Source organism: Kribbella sp. NPDC023972, assembly GCF_040639075.1.
Lineage (GTDB): Bacteria > Actinomycetota > Actinomycetes > Propionibacteriales > Kribbellaceae > Kribbella.
Map to the genome: position 1 here is coordinate 183,202 of NZ_JBEZZH010000009.1, position 15,662 is coordinate 198,863.

The window sequence follows — 15,662 nt, forward strand, 5'->3', positions numbered from 1 at the left end:
CGGTGTCGTGGTCATCGGACGAGTAGGTCGCGGACGTCGTAGCCGGGGGCGAGACCTGAGAGCAGGAGCCGGATAGTGCGCGCCTCGCATTCGGCGGCCAGGACGTAGCCGACAGGGATGTCCGCACCGAGGGGGTCGCCGCGCCGCAACCCGCGCACAGCCTGGCGCCACATGGCGACATCCAGATCCCATTCGAGCGCAGCGACGTCGCCGCTGCGGACGTGCTGTTCGAGATGATGCCGCCATCCGGGACGGGCGGCTACGACGGGTTGCGGATCGCCTCGCCTGGCGGCCTGCAACGCCGATTCGGGCACCAGCCCTGGGGGGAGGAGGCGCGGCATCTCCATTGCCGGGTCGCGCACTGCGGCGAGCAAGTTGGCGCGGTCACACTCAGCCCGCACAAGGTCGAGGACGGGTCGGGCGGCCCGTCCTACCCGTTCCAGCCGGTCGATCCAGCCGTCAATCGCGGCCGCCGCGATGGTGGTCTCGAACTCGTCAGGGTCATCGTGTAGCTCATACTGCTCCCAGGCCGCCGGCAGCGCCCGGGCGGTCAGCGGATCCGGGAGCCTGTGCGTGGCGAGCCGCAGGACAGCTGTTGCGCCGTCAGGTGCGGCGGCGATATCGGCGGCGGTTGGCTGGTCGAGCGCACCGATACCCATCACGGCGGCGAGTCGAACAGTTGCGGGCTGCCCGGTGCGCGCACCCCGCAGCAGCGCAAGGGCGTCGTGTAGGTCGTGCCGGGCCAGCAACACCGCGACTGCGGTGCGGGCAATACCGACGTACAGTCCTCGCACTCCGCGCAGCAGGTCGCGCAGTCGCTCCCCGACCGCATCGAGAAGCAGGTGGTCGCCTACCTGGTCGCGCTTCAAGTAGGGACGGTAGGTCGACGCGGCGAGCAGTTCGGCGGCTGCCTCGCGGGAGACGCCGGCGAGCTGGTCGTAGCCGGCTGGGTCGAGCAAGGCGGGCAGGCGCGCACGGAGCCGGGTGTTGCCGGCGATGAAGTCGGGCCGGGACGTCATGAGTCCTGATTCCAGGAGCCGCTCAGTTCGGCACGGATCTCCGGCCAGGTGTTCGCCAGCCGGGTGAGGTAGGTGTTGTCGATGTAGCGGCCTTGGTCGTCCTCGGCGATGGCGCCGCCGTGTTCGAGGTCGGCGACGACCCGGACCGTGGCTTCGTGCCTCAACGTCGCCGCGTCGGCCGGGTGAACGTGCACCGTCGTAGCCTGGGGCAGCGCCGTTACTGCTTCCTCCAGGCAGGCGGCCGCCATTCTCGGGCCGTCTGGGGTGCCGGGCAGGGCTTGCAGTTGCTCGCGGACCTGCCTGAGGACCTTCTCCAGCGCGTCGTCGCGCGCGGTCCTGACGGCCCGGCGGGCCGTGAACCGCGCGGTGATCAACAGGTCCTCCGCCTCCCGCCGGGCCGCGGCTTCGGCCGCTGTCACGGCGTCCTGATGGATCGTCGCGGCTCGCTCGTGGGCATCGGCGAGGAGCTGAGCTGCTTGCCGGCGCCTGTCCTGCTGAGCCATGTCGTGCTCAGCTGCTCCTTCTTCCTCGAGCGCGGTGAGCAGATCGCGCAGCGCCATCAGTTGCCGCCGAGGAGCAGGATGATCATCGCTGAGACCGCGAACCCGAGGATGACCAGCGTTTCCGGGATGGCGACGAGCAGGATCGCGCGGCCGGTCAGCTCAGGCTTCTCCGCCACCGCGCCCATGGCCGCGGCCCCGATCCGCGCCTGGGCATAGCCGGTGGCGAGTGCGGACAGGCCGACCGCGAGACCGGCGCCGAGAGCAATCAATCCGAGTTCCATGATGATGTCCTTTCAGACAGATGACCCGACCGGGATCGGATCGGGTGAGTTGGTGGCGGGGGAGCGCAGCGCAGTGGCGCGCTCGGGCTCGGGGCCGAGGGCAACGGAACCCCCCGAGAGGTGCGAAGAGTCGGCCACCTCCTTCGTAGAACTGCCCGAAGAATTCGACATAGTGCAGCCGAAGCGCCTGGATCGTCGGGCTGAAGGCCGCCAGGGCGAGATTCAGCGCATGGAACAGGGCGGCGACGAGGACTCCCAGCAGCAGTGGGCCCCTGGCGCCGAGCTGGTTGGCGACCTCCGCCAGGTACGTCGAGGCCAGACCGACCGCCGCCAGCCGTAGGTAGGACAAGACGTTGCCGAGGGCACCGAGCAGATCGAGTGGACCCAGCAACAGCCCGAGCGCGCCCTGGGACACGCAGGCCACGACCACACCGACGACAAGCGCGGCAACCGCTGGGGACATCACCGCTGCGGGGAATCCGGCGGCGGCGACGCCGGCCAACCCGAAAAGGCCGGCCAGGACCAGAAGGGTTCCCACCTTGGAGGCCAGATGCCGGTGCTGGTGTCCGCGGGCGGCTGTCCAGACACCCAGCACCAGTCCCAAGACGACATGCGCAAGGCCGATGGCCAACGCGAACAGCAGCAACGGCTGGAGGGCGGTCGGTCCGCCGCGGTAGAACCAGAGAGCTGGCAGGCCGATGCTGTGGCCGAGGCTGCCCAACGCCTCGCCGTACAAAACGCCGAACAGGACGGTCCAGGCACCGCCGAGCAACATCACCCGGCCGGCTTCACCGAGGGTGCTCTTTCTGGCCCGGTGCGATCTGAGCCACCACCCGGCGGCTATCAGGATGGCGCCGTACACGACGTCGCCGACCATGATGCCGAAGAAGAGCGGCAATGCCAGCGCTGTCAGCCCGGTGGGGTCCAGGTCGCCGCGCGCCGGCCAGGACAGGAGCCCGACCAACTGCTGAAACGGCTGCCAACCGGCCCGATTCCGCAGCAGTACCGGTTGGTCCTCGGCCTGTGCGCCAGTGTCCAGTCGCTCGACGGCAACCGCACGGCCGAGTCTGTCTGCCAATGCCTGCTCGACCCGCGCGGTCTGTTTGGTCGGAACCCAAAGTCTGAGGACGAACGTGCGCGAGGACAGATCCGCCTGTGTGGCCGCAACAGCTCGTTCCGCGCGAGCTCGCAGCGTGGCGAGGGTGGCGTGCAGTGACCCCGCGACCGGCTTGATCGTGGCGGCCAGTTGGGCCCGTACGCGTTGGCGTTCACCCGGCAGTACGGCGAGTCGTTCGCGCATCGCCTCGACGGTCGCACGCAGCGACTTGCCGGCGTAGGCAGCGGGGACACCTACCTCGACGATGCGCTCCGTGCCGAGCAGCGCGCCGACTTTGGGCAGGTCTCCGCGGCGAAGCACGAGCAAGCAACCGACGGGGCTACCGGGCGTCGCCGCAGAGGTGACCATCAAGTGTCCTCGGCCGAGCAGCTCCGCGAGTTGCCGGATCAGCTCGGGGACGATTCGCAGATCCGGGTCGTCGAGGACCAGCGCCATACTGGCCAAGCCCAGGTTCGCCAGCTGCCGGTCGTTCAACCGGCCCAGTTCGGGTACGAGTGGCTGTAGCGGGTCCAGGGCCTCGATAGACCGGGGCAGTGACTCGGCCTCGCCGCGCAGCTCCTCTTCATCGGCCAGCAGCTTTGCCACCTGGGGTTCGAGGCGGTCGAGAGTCGTCCGCAGGACGGTGTCGCTGAGCACGGGTCCGGTCGTTGGCTGGTCGACGAGCGCTATCACTGCCTCGGTCCGGTCGATGAGGTCAGCCAGATCGGGCGCTGGCTCACCGGGATCGACGAGGGTCACAACTTCGGCCAGGCGAAGCTCCTGCAGGGCAGCCAGGGCGTCGTCCAGGCGGGGGCGGAGCCCGACGACCTCAAGTTGGGTGAGTGGAACCCTCACGGCCTGCTCACCTCTTCCCGCGTCGAGTCGGCCGGCTGCGGCAGGACCGCGGCGACGACAGTAGCGACGTCCTGGTCGCGGCGGCGGGCAGCGACAGCGGTCAGGTCGGCCGCGCGCTGGACACCGGATTGCGTCAACCGGCTGGCCTCCGCGCGGGCGGCGGACAGGATCGCGGCTGCCCGTTGCCGCGCCACCTCCGCCGCCTGCGCTTCGGCCTCGGCGATGAGGTGATCCGCCTGCACTTGAGCTAGTGCCACCTCATCGCGGGCATGATTCGCCGCGGCCAGCCGGGCGGCGATCGAATCCTCGAGCTTCCGCACCAACTCGTGCGGCGTCGCATGGTTGATCCTCTCGCTGTCGTCGGTTGTGCGGCTCATGCCGCGCTCCATGTGCGGTTGGGCGTGTCGCCACCGACTTCACGGGCAGCTCCGCGCGTTCGCGCTCGTCTGAGCCGGGCGTGTTCCTCGCGTTCGCGCTCGTCGAGTGTCAGTGTGATCCGGCGCGCCTCGTCGTGCAGCTTGGGGAGCACGATGTTGTCCAGGGCATTGACCTGTTTGGTGGTTTGGGCGATCTCCGTGGCCAGCCGCCGTACGCTCAGCTCCACCGCGCACAGGTCCAGCAGCCACTCCAACTGGTCCTCATAGGCCGCGGCCACGGCGTCCAGATGGGCTGAGACAAGGGAAGGAGCCCAACCGCGGGTCGCTGGATTGCGACGGACGGGATCGTGGCGCAGTTCGAACACCTGGATGCCTGCCACGGTCCGAGACTGCAGGTGCGAGCCGATCCCTGTCGCGGCGGCCAGAGCACCTGATGCGAGAGCCTCCGGGCCGCAGACCGCAGTCGCCTGGTCGAGAAGCTGCCGGGCCTGGACCGCGAGATTCCGCAGTTGTTCCAGCCCGTCCAGGAGCTCGGTCCGGTGGTGCCGGAACTCGCGCACCAGCGCGGTTCTCTTGTCCTTCAGCAGATCGCGGCCCTGAGCGACGAAGACTGCCCGCCGCCGGCGGTCGAGCAACTCACTTCGGGTGGCGATAACGGATTCCATGGCGCACTCCCGGATGCTTGATCGGGTACCTCTGACCTTGCCGCTCCACCGCCTGGCCGGGTAGTGACACCTTCGGCGAAGGTTGGATCGCGTTGGTTGCCGGGAACCGGCAAGCGTGAGATGAGTGAGGGCGGTGGCAGGATGTGAAAACTCGTGTTGCTCAAGGCAACAATCGATGATGGATGCCGCCGGATCGACTCGGACAGGCTCAGGTGGCTGTCCCCGTGCGAGGTCAGGAGCCGTGTCGGGCCGGTGCGTACTTGGTTGCGAGCCGCCACAGCGCGAGGGCTGCGACGAGGAGGCCGAAGTCGCGAAGCGCGACGTCGTAGAAGTCGGGGATGGTCAGCAGGTTGAGGATGATGCCGGCGAGCCAGGCTGCTACCAGGAGTGCTCCGTAGCGTGGGATCAGGGCGACCGCGATGCCGGCGACGATCTCGATGACTCCTACCACGTACATGGCGTCCTGGCCGGAGCCAGGGACGATGTCGTTGATCCACGGGGCCAGATAGCCGGGCCAGTCGGTGAGCAGGTTGGCGAACTTGTCCAGGCCGAACAGGATCGGCGCCACCGTGAAGACCGTCCGCAAGACCAGAAAAGCCTGGTACGCCGGATCGGACAATGCCTGCCGGTTTGGTACGCGGTTGTTCGGCAGCTCAGTCGTCATAGCTCCCACCCCTTCCAGAGTGTTGATCTCCTTCCATGCTTGCCAGTAGACGACGTACTGGCACCGCCCTTGGTCGGCCGACTTCCAGAGCACCACGTTGCCGATCACCGGCAGCACTCGCGTCAGCGTTGGGCCGCGCGGGTCAGCTCCGCGGCGAATCCTTGCCGCCAGGACACGTACTGCGGGCGCCAGTCGAGGGTGTATCTGGCGCGCATGTTGTAGGCGCCGCGTAGCTGGGTCATGTATGCGACTCCCCAGCCGCCGGCGGTCAGTCGTGCCAGGGCCACTGGGACCTGTCTTGGGGCAGGAGCTTCGAGCAGCTCCGCCAAGATGGGTAGCCACTCGCGCACCGGCGCCGGATCGTCGTCGACGATGTTCAGAGCGCCGGTGGCGGTGCTGTCGAGCGCCGCGGCAATGGCCGCGGCCGCGTCGTCGACGTGAAGGAAGGAGAAGGTCCCGAAGCCGGATCCGACGAGGGGCATCTTTCCGGACTGAACCTGGCGTACGAACGATCCGTTCGGTGCGAACATCGTGCCGGGGCCGTAGAGCTGACCCAGTCGCAACACGAGTCCGTCGGCTCGCTTCGTGCGCGCTTCGAGCTCTCGCAAAGCGGCGAGAACAGGCGCGAACTGGCTCGGTGGGTTTCGCCACCAGGGCGTAGCCTCGGTGGCCGGCACCCATCTGTGGGGGTCGTAGATGCAGGCAAGGCCTTGAGTGATGACACGTTTGGTTCCGGCCTCTTGGGCGGCGTACAGCAGGTTGCGGGTGCCTTCGGTGCGCAGCCGGTTGGTTCGCGCGAAGTCATGCCGCATTCTCCGCGGGTTGATCTTGGCCGGGATGGCCGTGAGCAGGTGAACGACCGCGTCCGGTGCGGCGTCCTTGACCACGCGCGCCAGCACTCCGGAGTCCAGTGCATCGGCTCTGGCGACCTCGGCACCGAGGCCCTTGACCGCCGTTGCGGCATCGTCCGACCGGGCCAGACCGATGACTTCGTGGCCTTTGAGGGCAAGCAGTGGCAGCAGCCGTTGACCGATCACTCCGGTCGCTCCGGCTACGAAGACGCGCATGATTCCTCCTCGGTGGGTTCGTCATGGCCGCGCCTGCGGGCCGCCGGCATGAGCCAGCTCGGCCACGAACCCTTGCCACCACGAGCGGTACGTCGGGTTCCAGTTGAGGACGCGTTTGACGTTGGTGTTGTCGGCGCCGCGCAGCTGGGTCATCAAGGCGACGCCCCAGCTGCCGAGGGCCAGTCGGGCCATTGGCAGCGGAAGATGCACTGGCGGAGGTGCACCGACCAGTTCGGCCAGCACCGGAAGCCACTCGCGGACCTGCGCGGGCTGGTCGTCGACCACGTTCAGTGCACCGTCGACGGTGGTTTCGAGTGCTGCGACGATGGCGCTCGCGGCGTCATCGGTGTGGATGAAGGAGAACGTGCCGGTGCCCTGTCCAACGATCGGCACAGTGCGGTTCTGAACCTGGTCGACGAGCGATCCACCGGCCCCGTAGATAGTGCCGGGGCCGTACAGGTGACCGAAGCGCAGGACGATTCCGCCCGCTTCAGCCGTAAGGGCCTCCAGGTCCCGAAGGGCGTCGAGCACGGGACCGAACTCCCTCGGCGGACGATGCCAGAAGGGCACGTCCTCAGTGGCCGGGTCGGCGCCGTTCGGTTCGTAGACAGCGGCCGAGCCCTGGGTGATTACCCGCTTGGCTCCGGCTTGGGCCGCCGCATCCACCAGGTTGATGGTGCCCTGAGTGCGCAAGCGGTTGGTCTGGGCGAACTCGCGGGCCAGCCGCCTCGGATTGATCCGCGCCGGGTTCGCTGTGAGCAGGTGGACTACGGCGTCGGGCGCGGCGACTCGCACGGCGCGGCGCATGGCGGCGTGGTCCAGCGCGTCGGCGTGTACGACGTCGGCGCCCAGGCGCTCGAGGGCGATGGTGGCGGCCTGCGACCGTGCCAGACCGATGACCCGGTGGCCAGTCGAGAGGAGCTGAGGCACCAGACGGCGACCGATGACGCCGGTTGCCCCGGCGACGAACACACGCACGATTCCTCCTGGAGTCCGGCGCCGACGATCAGGGCACCGGGTCGGAACAGCTGTTCAGTTGATAGGCCTGCTGCGCCGTACGCGGCACAGACGAGTCCAGGTGACCGCTGTCGGCGAGCTGCTGCAGTACCCGAACAGTGATGGCCGGGGCGTCGACACCGAGGTGTCGACGCAGAGCGGCGCGGGTGTCGGACCGGCCGAATCCGTCGGTTCCCAATGAGGCCCAGGCGCCGGGGACGAACGGTGCGATCTGATCGGGGACAGCACGCATCCAGTCCGACACGGCGATCACTGGACCGGGCGCGTCACTCAGGCGGCTGGTGACGTAGGGAATTCGGGCGCGTTGGCCGGGGTGCGTCAGGTTCCACTCTTCGACGGCGAGTGCGTCGCGGCGCAGCTGGGTCCACGACGTCACGGACCACACGTCTGCCTGGATCCCCCAATCGGCCGCCAGCAGGCGTTGCGCCTCCAGGGCCCAGGTCATCGCGATGCCGGACGCAAGGATCTGTGCCTTGGGACCGTCGCCGGCTGGGGCAGGGGAGTAGTGGTGCATCCCGGCGACGATCCCGTCGATGTCGACGTCGGCGGGCTCGGCCGGTTGCGTGATCGGCTCGTTGTAGAGAGTGAGGTAGTAGTAGACGTTCTGGTCCTCGCCTGGACGTGGTTCGCCGTACATGCGCCGGAGGGCGTCGGCGGTGATGTGGGCCAGCTCGAAGGCATAGGCAGCGTCGTACGCGATGCACGCGGGATTGGTCGATGCCAGCAGCAACGAATGGCCGTCCTGGTGCTGCAGGCCTTCGCCGTTCAAGGTGGTGCGGCCAGCGGTGGCGCCGAGCAGGAAACCTCTGGTCAGCTGGTCCGCAGCCGCCCAGAGTTGATCGCCGGTGCGCTGGAATCCGAACATCGAGTAGAAGATGTAGAGCGGGATCATCGGCTCGCCATGAGTGGCATACGACGTACCGGCCGCCGTCCAGGATGCCGCCGAGCCGGCCTCGGTGATGCCCTCGTGGAGGAGCACACCGTGGGTATCCTCCTGATAGCTCAGCACCAGGTCCCGGTCGACCGAAAGATACGTCTGTCCGTGCGGGGAGTAGATCTTCTTGGATGGGAACAGCGAATCCAGCCCGAAGGTGCGGGCCTCGTCCGGGATGATCGGCACAAACCGATGACCGATTTGCGGGTCCTTCATGAGGTCCTTGAGCAGCCGGACGAACGCCATTGTGGTGGCGACCTCCTGCCTGCCTGAGCCGCCCCTGGCGATCGCGTACGCCGCCTCGCCCGGCAGTGGGAGCGGTTCGCCGGTGACTCTGCGGGCGGGCAGGTAGCCGCCGAGGGCACGACGGCGCTCGTGGAGGTACTCCAGCTCAGGTGCGTTCTCCGGTGGCCGAAAGTAGGGCGGCTTGACGGCGTCGATGTCAGCGTCGGGAATGTCCAGGAACAGCCGGTCGCGGAAGGCCTTGAGGTCGTCGATTGTGAGCTTCTTCATCTGGTGCGTCGAATTGCGGCCCTCGAAGTGGGAACCGAGAGTCCATCCCTTGATCGTCTTGGCCAGGATGACCGTCGGCTGGCCGGTGTGCTCCGTGGCCGCTCGGTAGGCGGCGTACAGCTTGCGGTAGTCGTGCCCGCCGCGTTTGAGGTTCCAGATCTCGCTGTCGGACAGGTGCTCGACCATGGCGGCGGTGCGGGGGTCGCGGCCGAAGAAGTGTTCGCGCACGAACGCACCGGACTCGGCCTTGTACGTCTGAAAGTCGCCGTCGGGCGTGGTGTTCATCAGGTTGAGCAACGCGCCGTCGGTATCGGCGGCCAGCAAGGGGTCCCACTCGCGACCCCAGATCACCTTGATGACGTTCCAGCCGGCGCCGCGGAAGTACGACTCCAGTTCCTGAATGATCTTGCCGTTGCCACGGACCGGACCGTCGAGGCGCTGCAGGTTGCAGTTGACAACGAAGGTGAGGTTGTCGAGCTCCTCGCGGGCCGCGACCCCGATCGCACCGAGGGACTCCGGCTCATCCATCTCGCCGTCGCCGAGAAACGCCCACACGCGCTGCCGGCTGGTGTCTTTGAGGCCGCGGTTGTGTAGATAGCGGTTGAAGCGGGCCTGATAGATCGCGTTGATCGCGCCCAACCCCATCGAGACCGTCGGAAACTCCCAGAAGTCCGGCATCAGCCGTGGGTGCGGGTACGACGGCAGTCCGCCGCCCGGCCCGGCGTGTGAAAGCTCCTGCCGGAACCCGTCGAGCTGGCTTTCGGTGAGTCGTCCCTCCAGGAACGCGCGCGCGTAGATGCCGGGGGAGGCGTGACCCTGGAAGTAGACCTGATCGCCGCCGCCGGGTGCATCGCGGCCGCGGAAGAAGTGGTTGAACCCGACCTCGAAAAGCGCCGCCGCGGAGGCGTAGGTGGAGATGTGTCCGCCGACGCCGATGCCGGGCTGCTGTGCGCGGTGCACCATGACCGCGGCGTTCCAGCGGTTGTAGGCGCGAATCCGTCGCTCGGTGTGCTCGTCTCCGGGGAACTCGGGTTCGGCCTCGGGAGCGATGGTGTTGAGATAGTCGGTGTTGCGCAGGTTCGCGACCCCGACCCGCCGGTCACGCGCCCGCTGCAAGATGCTGAGCAGCAGGTACCGCGCCCGGTTCTGTCCGGCATGGTCGACCACCTGGTCGATCGATTCCAGCCACTCTTGAGTCTCGGAGGGATCCAGATCGAGGAGTTGGCTGTGCAAACCGAGGCTTTCTGGCAGGCCTTTCGGCGTCGGTGTCATGACAGCTCCTTCAGGTCCGGCAGCCCGCCCGGCGATGCGGTCGCACACCGGAGCCGGCCCGCAGACGAGGGTTTGACGGACGAGGTCCGGTGCGGACGGACGACAGCGACGGGGCAGGCCGCGTGTTGCAGGACCGCCTGACTGACCGATCCGAGCAGCATTCCGGCGAAGCCGCCGCGACCGTGCGACCCGACCACGAGCAGTTCGGCGCCGGCCGAGAAGTCAATCAGGGCCTGGGCAGGGTGACTGTGCACGAGCTCCGCTTGTACGTCGATGCCCGAGAAGCGCGCGCGTCTGCTCTCCATCGCCTCGGCGAACAGTTGCCGGTCGATCTGGTCGACGATGTCGGCTGGAATCTGAAGTGACGGGTGACGGCGGGTGGGTGTCGCGGCGTGCACGGCGGTGATCCCGGTATGGCGGCTGACCGCCTGCTGGAAGGCGAACCGGATCGCCGCGGCGGAGATTTCCGACCCGTCGACGCCGACCACGATCCGCCCGATCGGTGAGGCGGGGAACGCCGTACCGTGTCCGTGGGGGCGGACGACGACCACCGGACACGGAGCATGTGCGGACACGGTCGCGCTCACGGAGCCCACAAGCAGGCCGCGGAAGCCACCGACACCACGGCTGCCCACGACCACCAGGTCGGCGTTCTGCGCCTCGTTCAGTAGCGTCGGAGCAGCGGGCCCGACGAACAGGCCAGCGCTTACCCTAATGTTGGGAGCCACTTCGCGCGCATGCATCTGGGCCTCGGTGAGGACCCACTCCGCGGCCGATTCCAGGCCGAGGTCCGTGTCCCCGACGTACGTCAGGTCCAGTGGATTGCCGAGCATCGGCCAACTAAAGGCGTGAATGATGCGAAGCGCACAGTGCCTCGACGCCGCCTCTGCGGCCGCCCAGGCCAGCGCGCCCTGCGCGGACACCGAGCCGTCGACCCCGACCAGAACTGCCCGACGACCCCGATTGTTCAAAGCTTTTGCTTTCGTCATACCGCTGCTCCGCTTCAGTCCCGGATGCCCTGCGGCTCCGACTGTGCCGTTTCAGCGGTGAGCCCGGTACTGCGGCGATCGGCGAACCTGTGACCGGGCTTATGGCCGACGCCCGGCAACGATGCTCTACTGAAGTACGCCCAGCACCTGCGTCGATTCAGTGTGAGGGGGAGGGGATGAGCGAGACCGGATCGCTGAGGTGGCCGGGCTCCGGCGCCGAGAACAGCGCGGATGAAGCGTGGCTGACGGCGATCGCGCAAGCGGCCGCCGGAGACTCCGAAGCGCCGCTGGAGTTGCTGGTCGAGTACCTCACCCTCCTCGCGGACGCCGCCATCTCGGGGAGGCGGCCCCGTGACCACGAATTGGCGATCGTTCGGGAACTCGGTCGTCGTGCCGCCGAGCAGGGCATCCCGGCCGGACGGGTCGCCGACCTGTATCTGTCTGCGGCCTGGCGGATGTGGCGGGACCTTCCTGATGTCGTGCCGTACCGCGACCGGGACACCGTGCGCGCTTCGGCACAGGCGGTACTCCGCGCTGTCGGTGAAGCGATCGCCGTACTCGTAGACAGCTACCAGGTCGCCACGAAGCATCTGATCCGCCAGGAGGAATCGCTGCGGCGCGAACTGGTCGACGACTTGCTGCGTGGCGATCCTGATGTCGCCGGAATGGTCGAGCGCGCCGAGCCTTTCGGGCTCGACCTCGGCCGCCCGCACCAGGTGGTTTTGGCCCGCCCTGCCGATGGTCTCCCCGAGGCCGACGCCAGCGTGAACATGCTGGAAGCCTTCATCCTGGACCGATTTGGGGACCGTGAAGTGCTCGTGGCCACCAAAGAGGGGCTCCTCGTGGTGCTGATCCCGGCGACGACCCCCGGCACCGCCCCGCGCACCGTCAATCAGGGCGTGGGGACGCTGATACACGACGCGTTGATCCGGCACCGCTCGGGCCGCGAATGGCGCGTGTCGACGGGCCGGCCCTATCCCGGCTCGTACGGCATCGCCCGCTCGTATGAAGAGGCGCGGGAGGCGCTGACGCTGGCTGACCGGCTGCGACTCGACACTCCTGTCGTCGACGCACAGGACATGCTCGTCTACAGGGTCTTGGTCCGCGATCAGGCCGCAATCGTCGATCTGATCCAGGCCGTGCTCACCCCGTTGACCGGCGCTCGTGGGGGCGCGGAGCCGTTGCTGCGAACCCTGGAGGCGTACTTCGCGACCGGCGAAGTCGCCACCGACGCGGCCCGCCGCCTGAACGTGTCGGTCCGCACCGTCACCTACCGGCTGACAAAGGTCAGGGAACTCACGGGCCACGACCCGGGTGATCCTGGTCAGCGGTTCATTCTGCACATCGCCGTTCTGGGCGCGCGCCTGCTCGACTGGCCCTCGCGTGATCTCCCTCGCGGAGCGGATGCCCTCTCCTAGCCGCACCGCGGCGGCCCAGGCCAGTGCACCCTGAGCGGACACCGAGCCGTCGACACCGACCAGGATCGGTAGCCGCTCCGCGAAACCTCACCGCGCTTGATGTCTTCATATCGCCGCTCGCTTCAGGTCTGGACGCCTGCGGTGCTGACGTGCCGTTGAAGTGAGCCGAGATGTGGCGACGACCGGCGAACCTGTGACCCGCCTCATGGCCGACGCCCGGCACGAGTACTCGACCGGGACTCGCCGTTGCCGGGCGCCGGAAATCAAGCCTGCGAGAGGTTCGCCGACTGCGGCCCTACTGGTCATCGCCGCCTCGAGGCAAGGTGGCAGGTGAAGGCGAAGGAGTACTGCTGGGAGGTGCGTCGTGCAAGGCGCAAAGAGCGTCTACCGTGTCCTCTGGCTGCTCGTGTGCGGGCTGCTCGGCGTGGTCGGCGTGATGGCCGCATTGACCTTGTCGCTAGGGACGATCATCACGGTACTCGTGATGGCGGCCATCGTCGGCGGCGTCGTCTCGTGGATCGTGCTGATCCCTGAGGTCGACAACCCCCGGCTCCCACCGGGCGGCCGGCGAGTGGTGGCGACCAGCACGGCCCTCAGCGGCGCAGGCTGCGTGGTCTGGATCGGTTTGGGGATGCTCCTGGGAGCCCCGATAGCGGTGCTGTTACTGGCATTCGTGATCGGCGGATCGCCTCACCTCATCGGGTCCGGTCTGAAGCGGCTCGATTGGCATGGCCACTTGTCGACGTCGCCAAGCGCGGCCGGCGCGGGAGGCAACGACGAGACCTTGCCGGATTCCGCGCCAGAGCCCAGTTCTTGCCCCGAGCCTGAGCAGGCATCTGTCCGGACTGCGCCGGCCGACCTGAGCGATGATGCGTTGTCCTTGGCGTGGCGGGCCAGTTTTCCCGCCCTGCAAAGAGCAACCTCACCGGCGCAGCGCCTGCGGATCGTGACGGAACGCCAGGAATATCTCGACGAGCTCGAGCGCCGAAACCCCCGCGGGCTGGCCGCATGGCTGGCATCAGGTGCCAGAGCAGCAGGAGACCCCAAGCCCTACGTTCAAGGAGACAGCGGAGCGGGCCGTTCCCCGATCGACTGGGATGGCCTGATCCACGGCACCGGAAAGTGAGCCCGGCTCAGGCAGCCGAACAGCCGGTACGACGACCCGCTTCAAGTCAGCGCGCGATCGCGACTGGAACCACCGCGTGGCGAAGGAGACCTTGGCTCACTGATCCCAAGAACGCCCCGGCCACGACGGATCGTCCCCTTCCTCCCACGACGACAACCTCGCCGCCTGCCGCCGACACCGCCGCGAGCTCGGCGACGACGTGCCCTTCGATCGACCGCGTTTCCACGATCACGTCGGGAAACCGGTCCTGCCACGGGATAACAGCGCGGGCCAGCAGAGACTCCGAGTCGCTGCGAACACGGTCGACGTCTGCTGTCGAATGCCCACTGAATTGCCTCGGGAGGTTCCACACCTGCAGTGCGACGAGGCGGGCACGGCGCTGGGCGGCGCGAGCGAAGGCGAACTCCAGCGCCGACTCGCAGCCGGTGGAATCATCGACGCCGACCACGACGGCGCCGGATCGATTCCGGACATCGGCACCTGGAGGGACGACCACGACAGGGCAGGCGGTCCGCGCGGTCACTTCGACGGCCGTAGAGCCCAGCAACAAGTTCGCGAAGCCGCCATGTCCACGGCTGCCCAAGACCAGGAGAGCGCAGTGCCGCGACTCCTCGATCAGCACCTTGACGGGCAGTCCATCGACGATGTCGTTGGTCACGGTCAGCGGTCTGCGATCCAGCTGCCGGGCAAGTGCGGCGAGATCCGCGAGTCCACGTGCCGCGGCATCGACATGCGGATCCGGACCACCACTGCGGGTCAGTCCGATAGGCAACGCATACACGATACGCAGCACAGCTCCGCGGAGCCTTGCCTCTCCTGCTGCCCACTCCAAGGCGCGACGGCTGTGCTCGGACCCGTCAACCCCACGACCACAGAGGTCCGCGAGGCGTGCGTGCCGTCTGCCATCAGATCCTCCTCGAGTCCAAGGTACGGGAGTCCCAGACAGGCCTCGGGGTCAGGACCGCCGGCGTCGGGGCGGTGTGACCGCGGGCGTGACGAGGTCGAGAGCCCGGTCTGTCCACCCATCGCGCGGGCTGCCGAATCTGAGGACCTCTGCGAGGTAGGCGCCGACCAGAATGCCGAGCACCGTGTCGGGGTCGAGGTTCGCATGCAGTCGGCCGGTCTTGATGTCGAGTTTCATCAGGTCGGTGAGGGAACTCAGACGTGCGGCCAGCCGTGCGCGTACCGCGGTGGTGAATTCAGGATCGCTATTGGCGATGACCGCGGCGGTGGCGCCGGGACCGAGCCGGTTCTCCAGGATGTCGCTGATCCTGTCGAGCACCCAACGCAGCTTTTCGCGGACCGGGAGTTCGGGTGCCAGGGGCGCTGGGTCAATAAGGTGCTCCAGGATCGCGTCCATGAGCTCGTTCCGGCTGCGATAGCGGCGGTAGATCGTCGTACGGGCGACGCCGGACCGGGCCGCGACGGAGTCGATGTTCACCGCCGCCGGTCCCTTCAGGCGGAGCAGTTCGCGCGCCGCCTGGAGGATGCGGTGGTCGGTCGACTCGAGCCGGGGCCGGCCGCGACCGGTTGTGCTGTGAGGCATGGGTTCAGTCTGCCGGGAATAGATCTGCATCCAGTTACGCTACATCCTGTGTAGCGATAATGCGAGCATCCAGGAAGGATGAGCATGGTGACGGTCGACGGGGTTGACTACATCCTGTGGGTTCTGATGGGGGTGGCGGTGGTCGTCATGAGTCTCCAAGCCGTCATCAGGTCTCAGCGGACCGAGCGGCGGTCCGCCGAGGGTGGTCGATCGAGCCGGCGCAGTCGTGGCCGCGCCGTAAAGCGAGCGCGTCTGTTCCTTCGGGAGTAGACGCCTGCTTATTTACGATACACCTGATGTAGCGATAAATTCAAGAGGAG

At 67.7% G+C, this 15,662-nt stretch carries 15 protein-coding genes; 2 read left to right on the forward strand and 13 right to left on the reverse strand.

What is annotated here, in order from left to right:
• Positions 1–11: 11 nt before the first annotated feature.
• From AB0F43_RS30440 to AB0F43_RS30490, 11 genes are all read right to left on the reverse strand, one after another.
• Positions 12–1,019: a V-type ATPase subunit gene (locus AB0F43_RS30440; RefSeq protein WP_360484449.1), complete on the reverse strand. Its 1,008-nt coding sequence runs from the start codon at positions 1,017–1,019 to the stop codon at positions 12–14.
• Positions 1,016–1,579 (reverse strand): V-type ATP synthase subunit E, encoded by a 564-nt coding sequence (locus AB0F43_RS30445; protein WP_360484452.1) that lies wholly within the window; start codon positions 1,577–1,579, stop codon positions 1,016–1,018. The genes AB0F43_RS30440 and AB0F43_RS30445 overlap by 4 nt, the downstream gene beginning before the upstream one ends.
• On the reverse strand, positions 1,579–1,758 hold the full coding sequence (locus AB0F43_RS30450) for a hypothetical protein (protein ID WP_360484725.1): 180 nt from the start codon (positions 1,756–1,758) through the stop codon (positions 1,579–1,581). Before AB0F43_RS30450 ends, AB0F43_RS30445 begins: the two co-directional genes overlap by 1 nt.
• The gene (locus AB0F43_RS30455) at positions 1,682–3,754 is read right to left on the reverse strand and encodes a V-type ATPase 116kDa subunit family protein (protein WP_360484455.1); all 2,073 of its coding nucleotides are present in this window, start codon (positions 3,752–3,754) and stop codon (positions 1,682–1,684) included. Before AB0F43_RS30455 ends, AB0F43_RS30450 begins: the two co-directional genes overlap by 77 nt.
• A complete protein-coding gene (locus AB0F43_RS30460; RefSeq protein ID WP_360484458.1) occupies positions 3,751–4,131 on the reverse strand; it encodes a hypothetical protein in 381 nt (126 codons plus the stop codon). Before AB0F43_RS30460 ends, AB0F43_RS30455 begins: the two co-directional genes overlap by 4 nt.
• Positions 4,128–4,796 carry a V-type ATP synthase subunit D gene (locus AB0F43_RS30465; protein ID WP_360484461.1) on the reverse strand — a complete coding sequence of 223 codons (669 nt, stop codon included), beginning with the start codon at positions 4,794–4,796 and terminating at the stop codon, positions 4,128–4,130. Before AB0F43_RS30465 ends, AB0F43_RS30460 begins: the two co-directional genes overlap by 4 nt.
• A gap of 232 nt (positions 4,797–5,028) precedes the next feature.
• Positions 5,029–5,577 carry a hypothetical protein gene (locus AB0F43_RS30470; protein WP_360484463.1) on the reverse strand — a complete coding sequence of 183 codons (549 nt, stop codon included), beginning with the start codon at positions 5,575–5,577 and terminating at the stop codon, positions 5,029–5,031.
• Between the two features lie 5 nt (positions 5,578–5,582).
• The gene (locus AB0F43_RS30475; RefSeq protein WP_360484466.1) at positions 5,583–6,527 is read right to left on the reverse strand and encodes an NAD(P)-dependent oxidoreductase; all 945 of its coding nucleotides are present in this window, start codon (positions 6,525–6,527) and stop codon (positions 5,583–5,585) included.
• A gap of 21 nt (positions 6,528–6,548) precedes the next feature.
• A complete protein-coding gene (locus AB0F43_RS30480) occupies positions 6,549–7,505 on the reverse strand; it encodes an NAD(P)-dependent oxidoreductase (RefSeq protein ID WP_360484469.1) in 957 nt (318 codons plus the stop codon).
• Positions 7,506–7,533: 28 nt separating this feature from the next.
• The gene (gene aceE, locus AB0F43_RS30485) at positions 7,534–10,263 is read right to left on the reverse strand and encodes a pyruvate dehydrogenase (acetyl-transferring), homodimeric type (RefSeq protein ID WP_360484472.1); all 2,730 of its coding nucleotides are present in this window, start codon (positions 10,261–10,263) and stop codon (positions 7,534–7,536) included.
• On the reverse strand, positions 10,260–11,252 hold the full coding sequence (locus AB0F43_RS30490; protein WP_360484475.1) for a universal stress protein: 993 nt from the start codon (positions 11,250–11,252) through the stop codon (positions 10,260–10,262). Before AB0F43_RS30490 ends, aceE begins: the two co-directional genes overlap by 4 nt.
• Before the next feature lie 176 nt (positions 11,253–11,428).
• Here AB0F43_RS30490 and AB0F43_RS30495 point away from each other — a divergent pair, with 176 nt between their 5' ends.
• Complete coding sequence (locus tag AB0F43_RS30495) at positions 11,429–12,670, forward strand: helix-turn-helix domain-containing protein (protein ID WP_360484478.1); 1,242 nt, start codon at positions 11,429–11,431, stop codon at positions 12,668–12,670.
• A gap of 364 nt (positions 12,671–13,034) precedes the next feature.
• The gene (locus AB0F43_RS30500) at positions 13,035–13,796 is read left to right on the forward strand and encodes a hypothetical protein (protein ID WP_360484481.1); all 762 of its coding nucleotides are present in this window, start codon (positions 13,035–13,037) and stop codon (positions 13,794–13,796) included.
• Between the two features lie 46 nt (positions 13,797–13,842).
• Here the strand turns inward: AB0F43_RS30500 and AB0F43_RS30505 are convergent, their stop codons facing one another.
• Positions 13,843–14,742 (reverse strand): universal stress protein, encoded by a 900-nt coding sequence (locus AB0F43_RS30505; protein ID WP_360484728.1) that lies wholly within the window; start codon positions 14,740–14,742, stop codon positions 13,843–13,845.
• Between the two features lie 9 nt (positions 14,743–14,751).
• Entirely contained in the window at positions 14,752–15,342 is a 591-nt protein-coding gene (locus AB0F43_RS30510; RefSeq protein ID WP_360484484.1) for a helix-turn-helix domain-containing protein, read from the reverse strand.
• Positions 15,343–15,662: the final 320 nt, after the last annotated feature.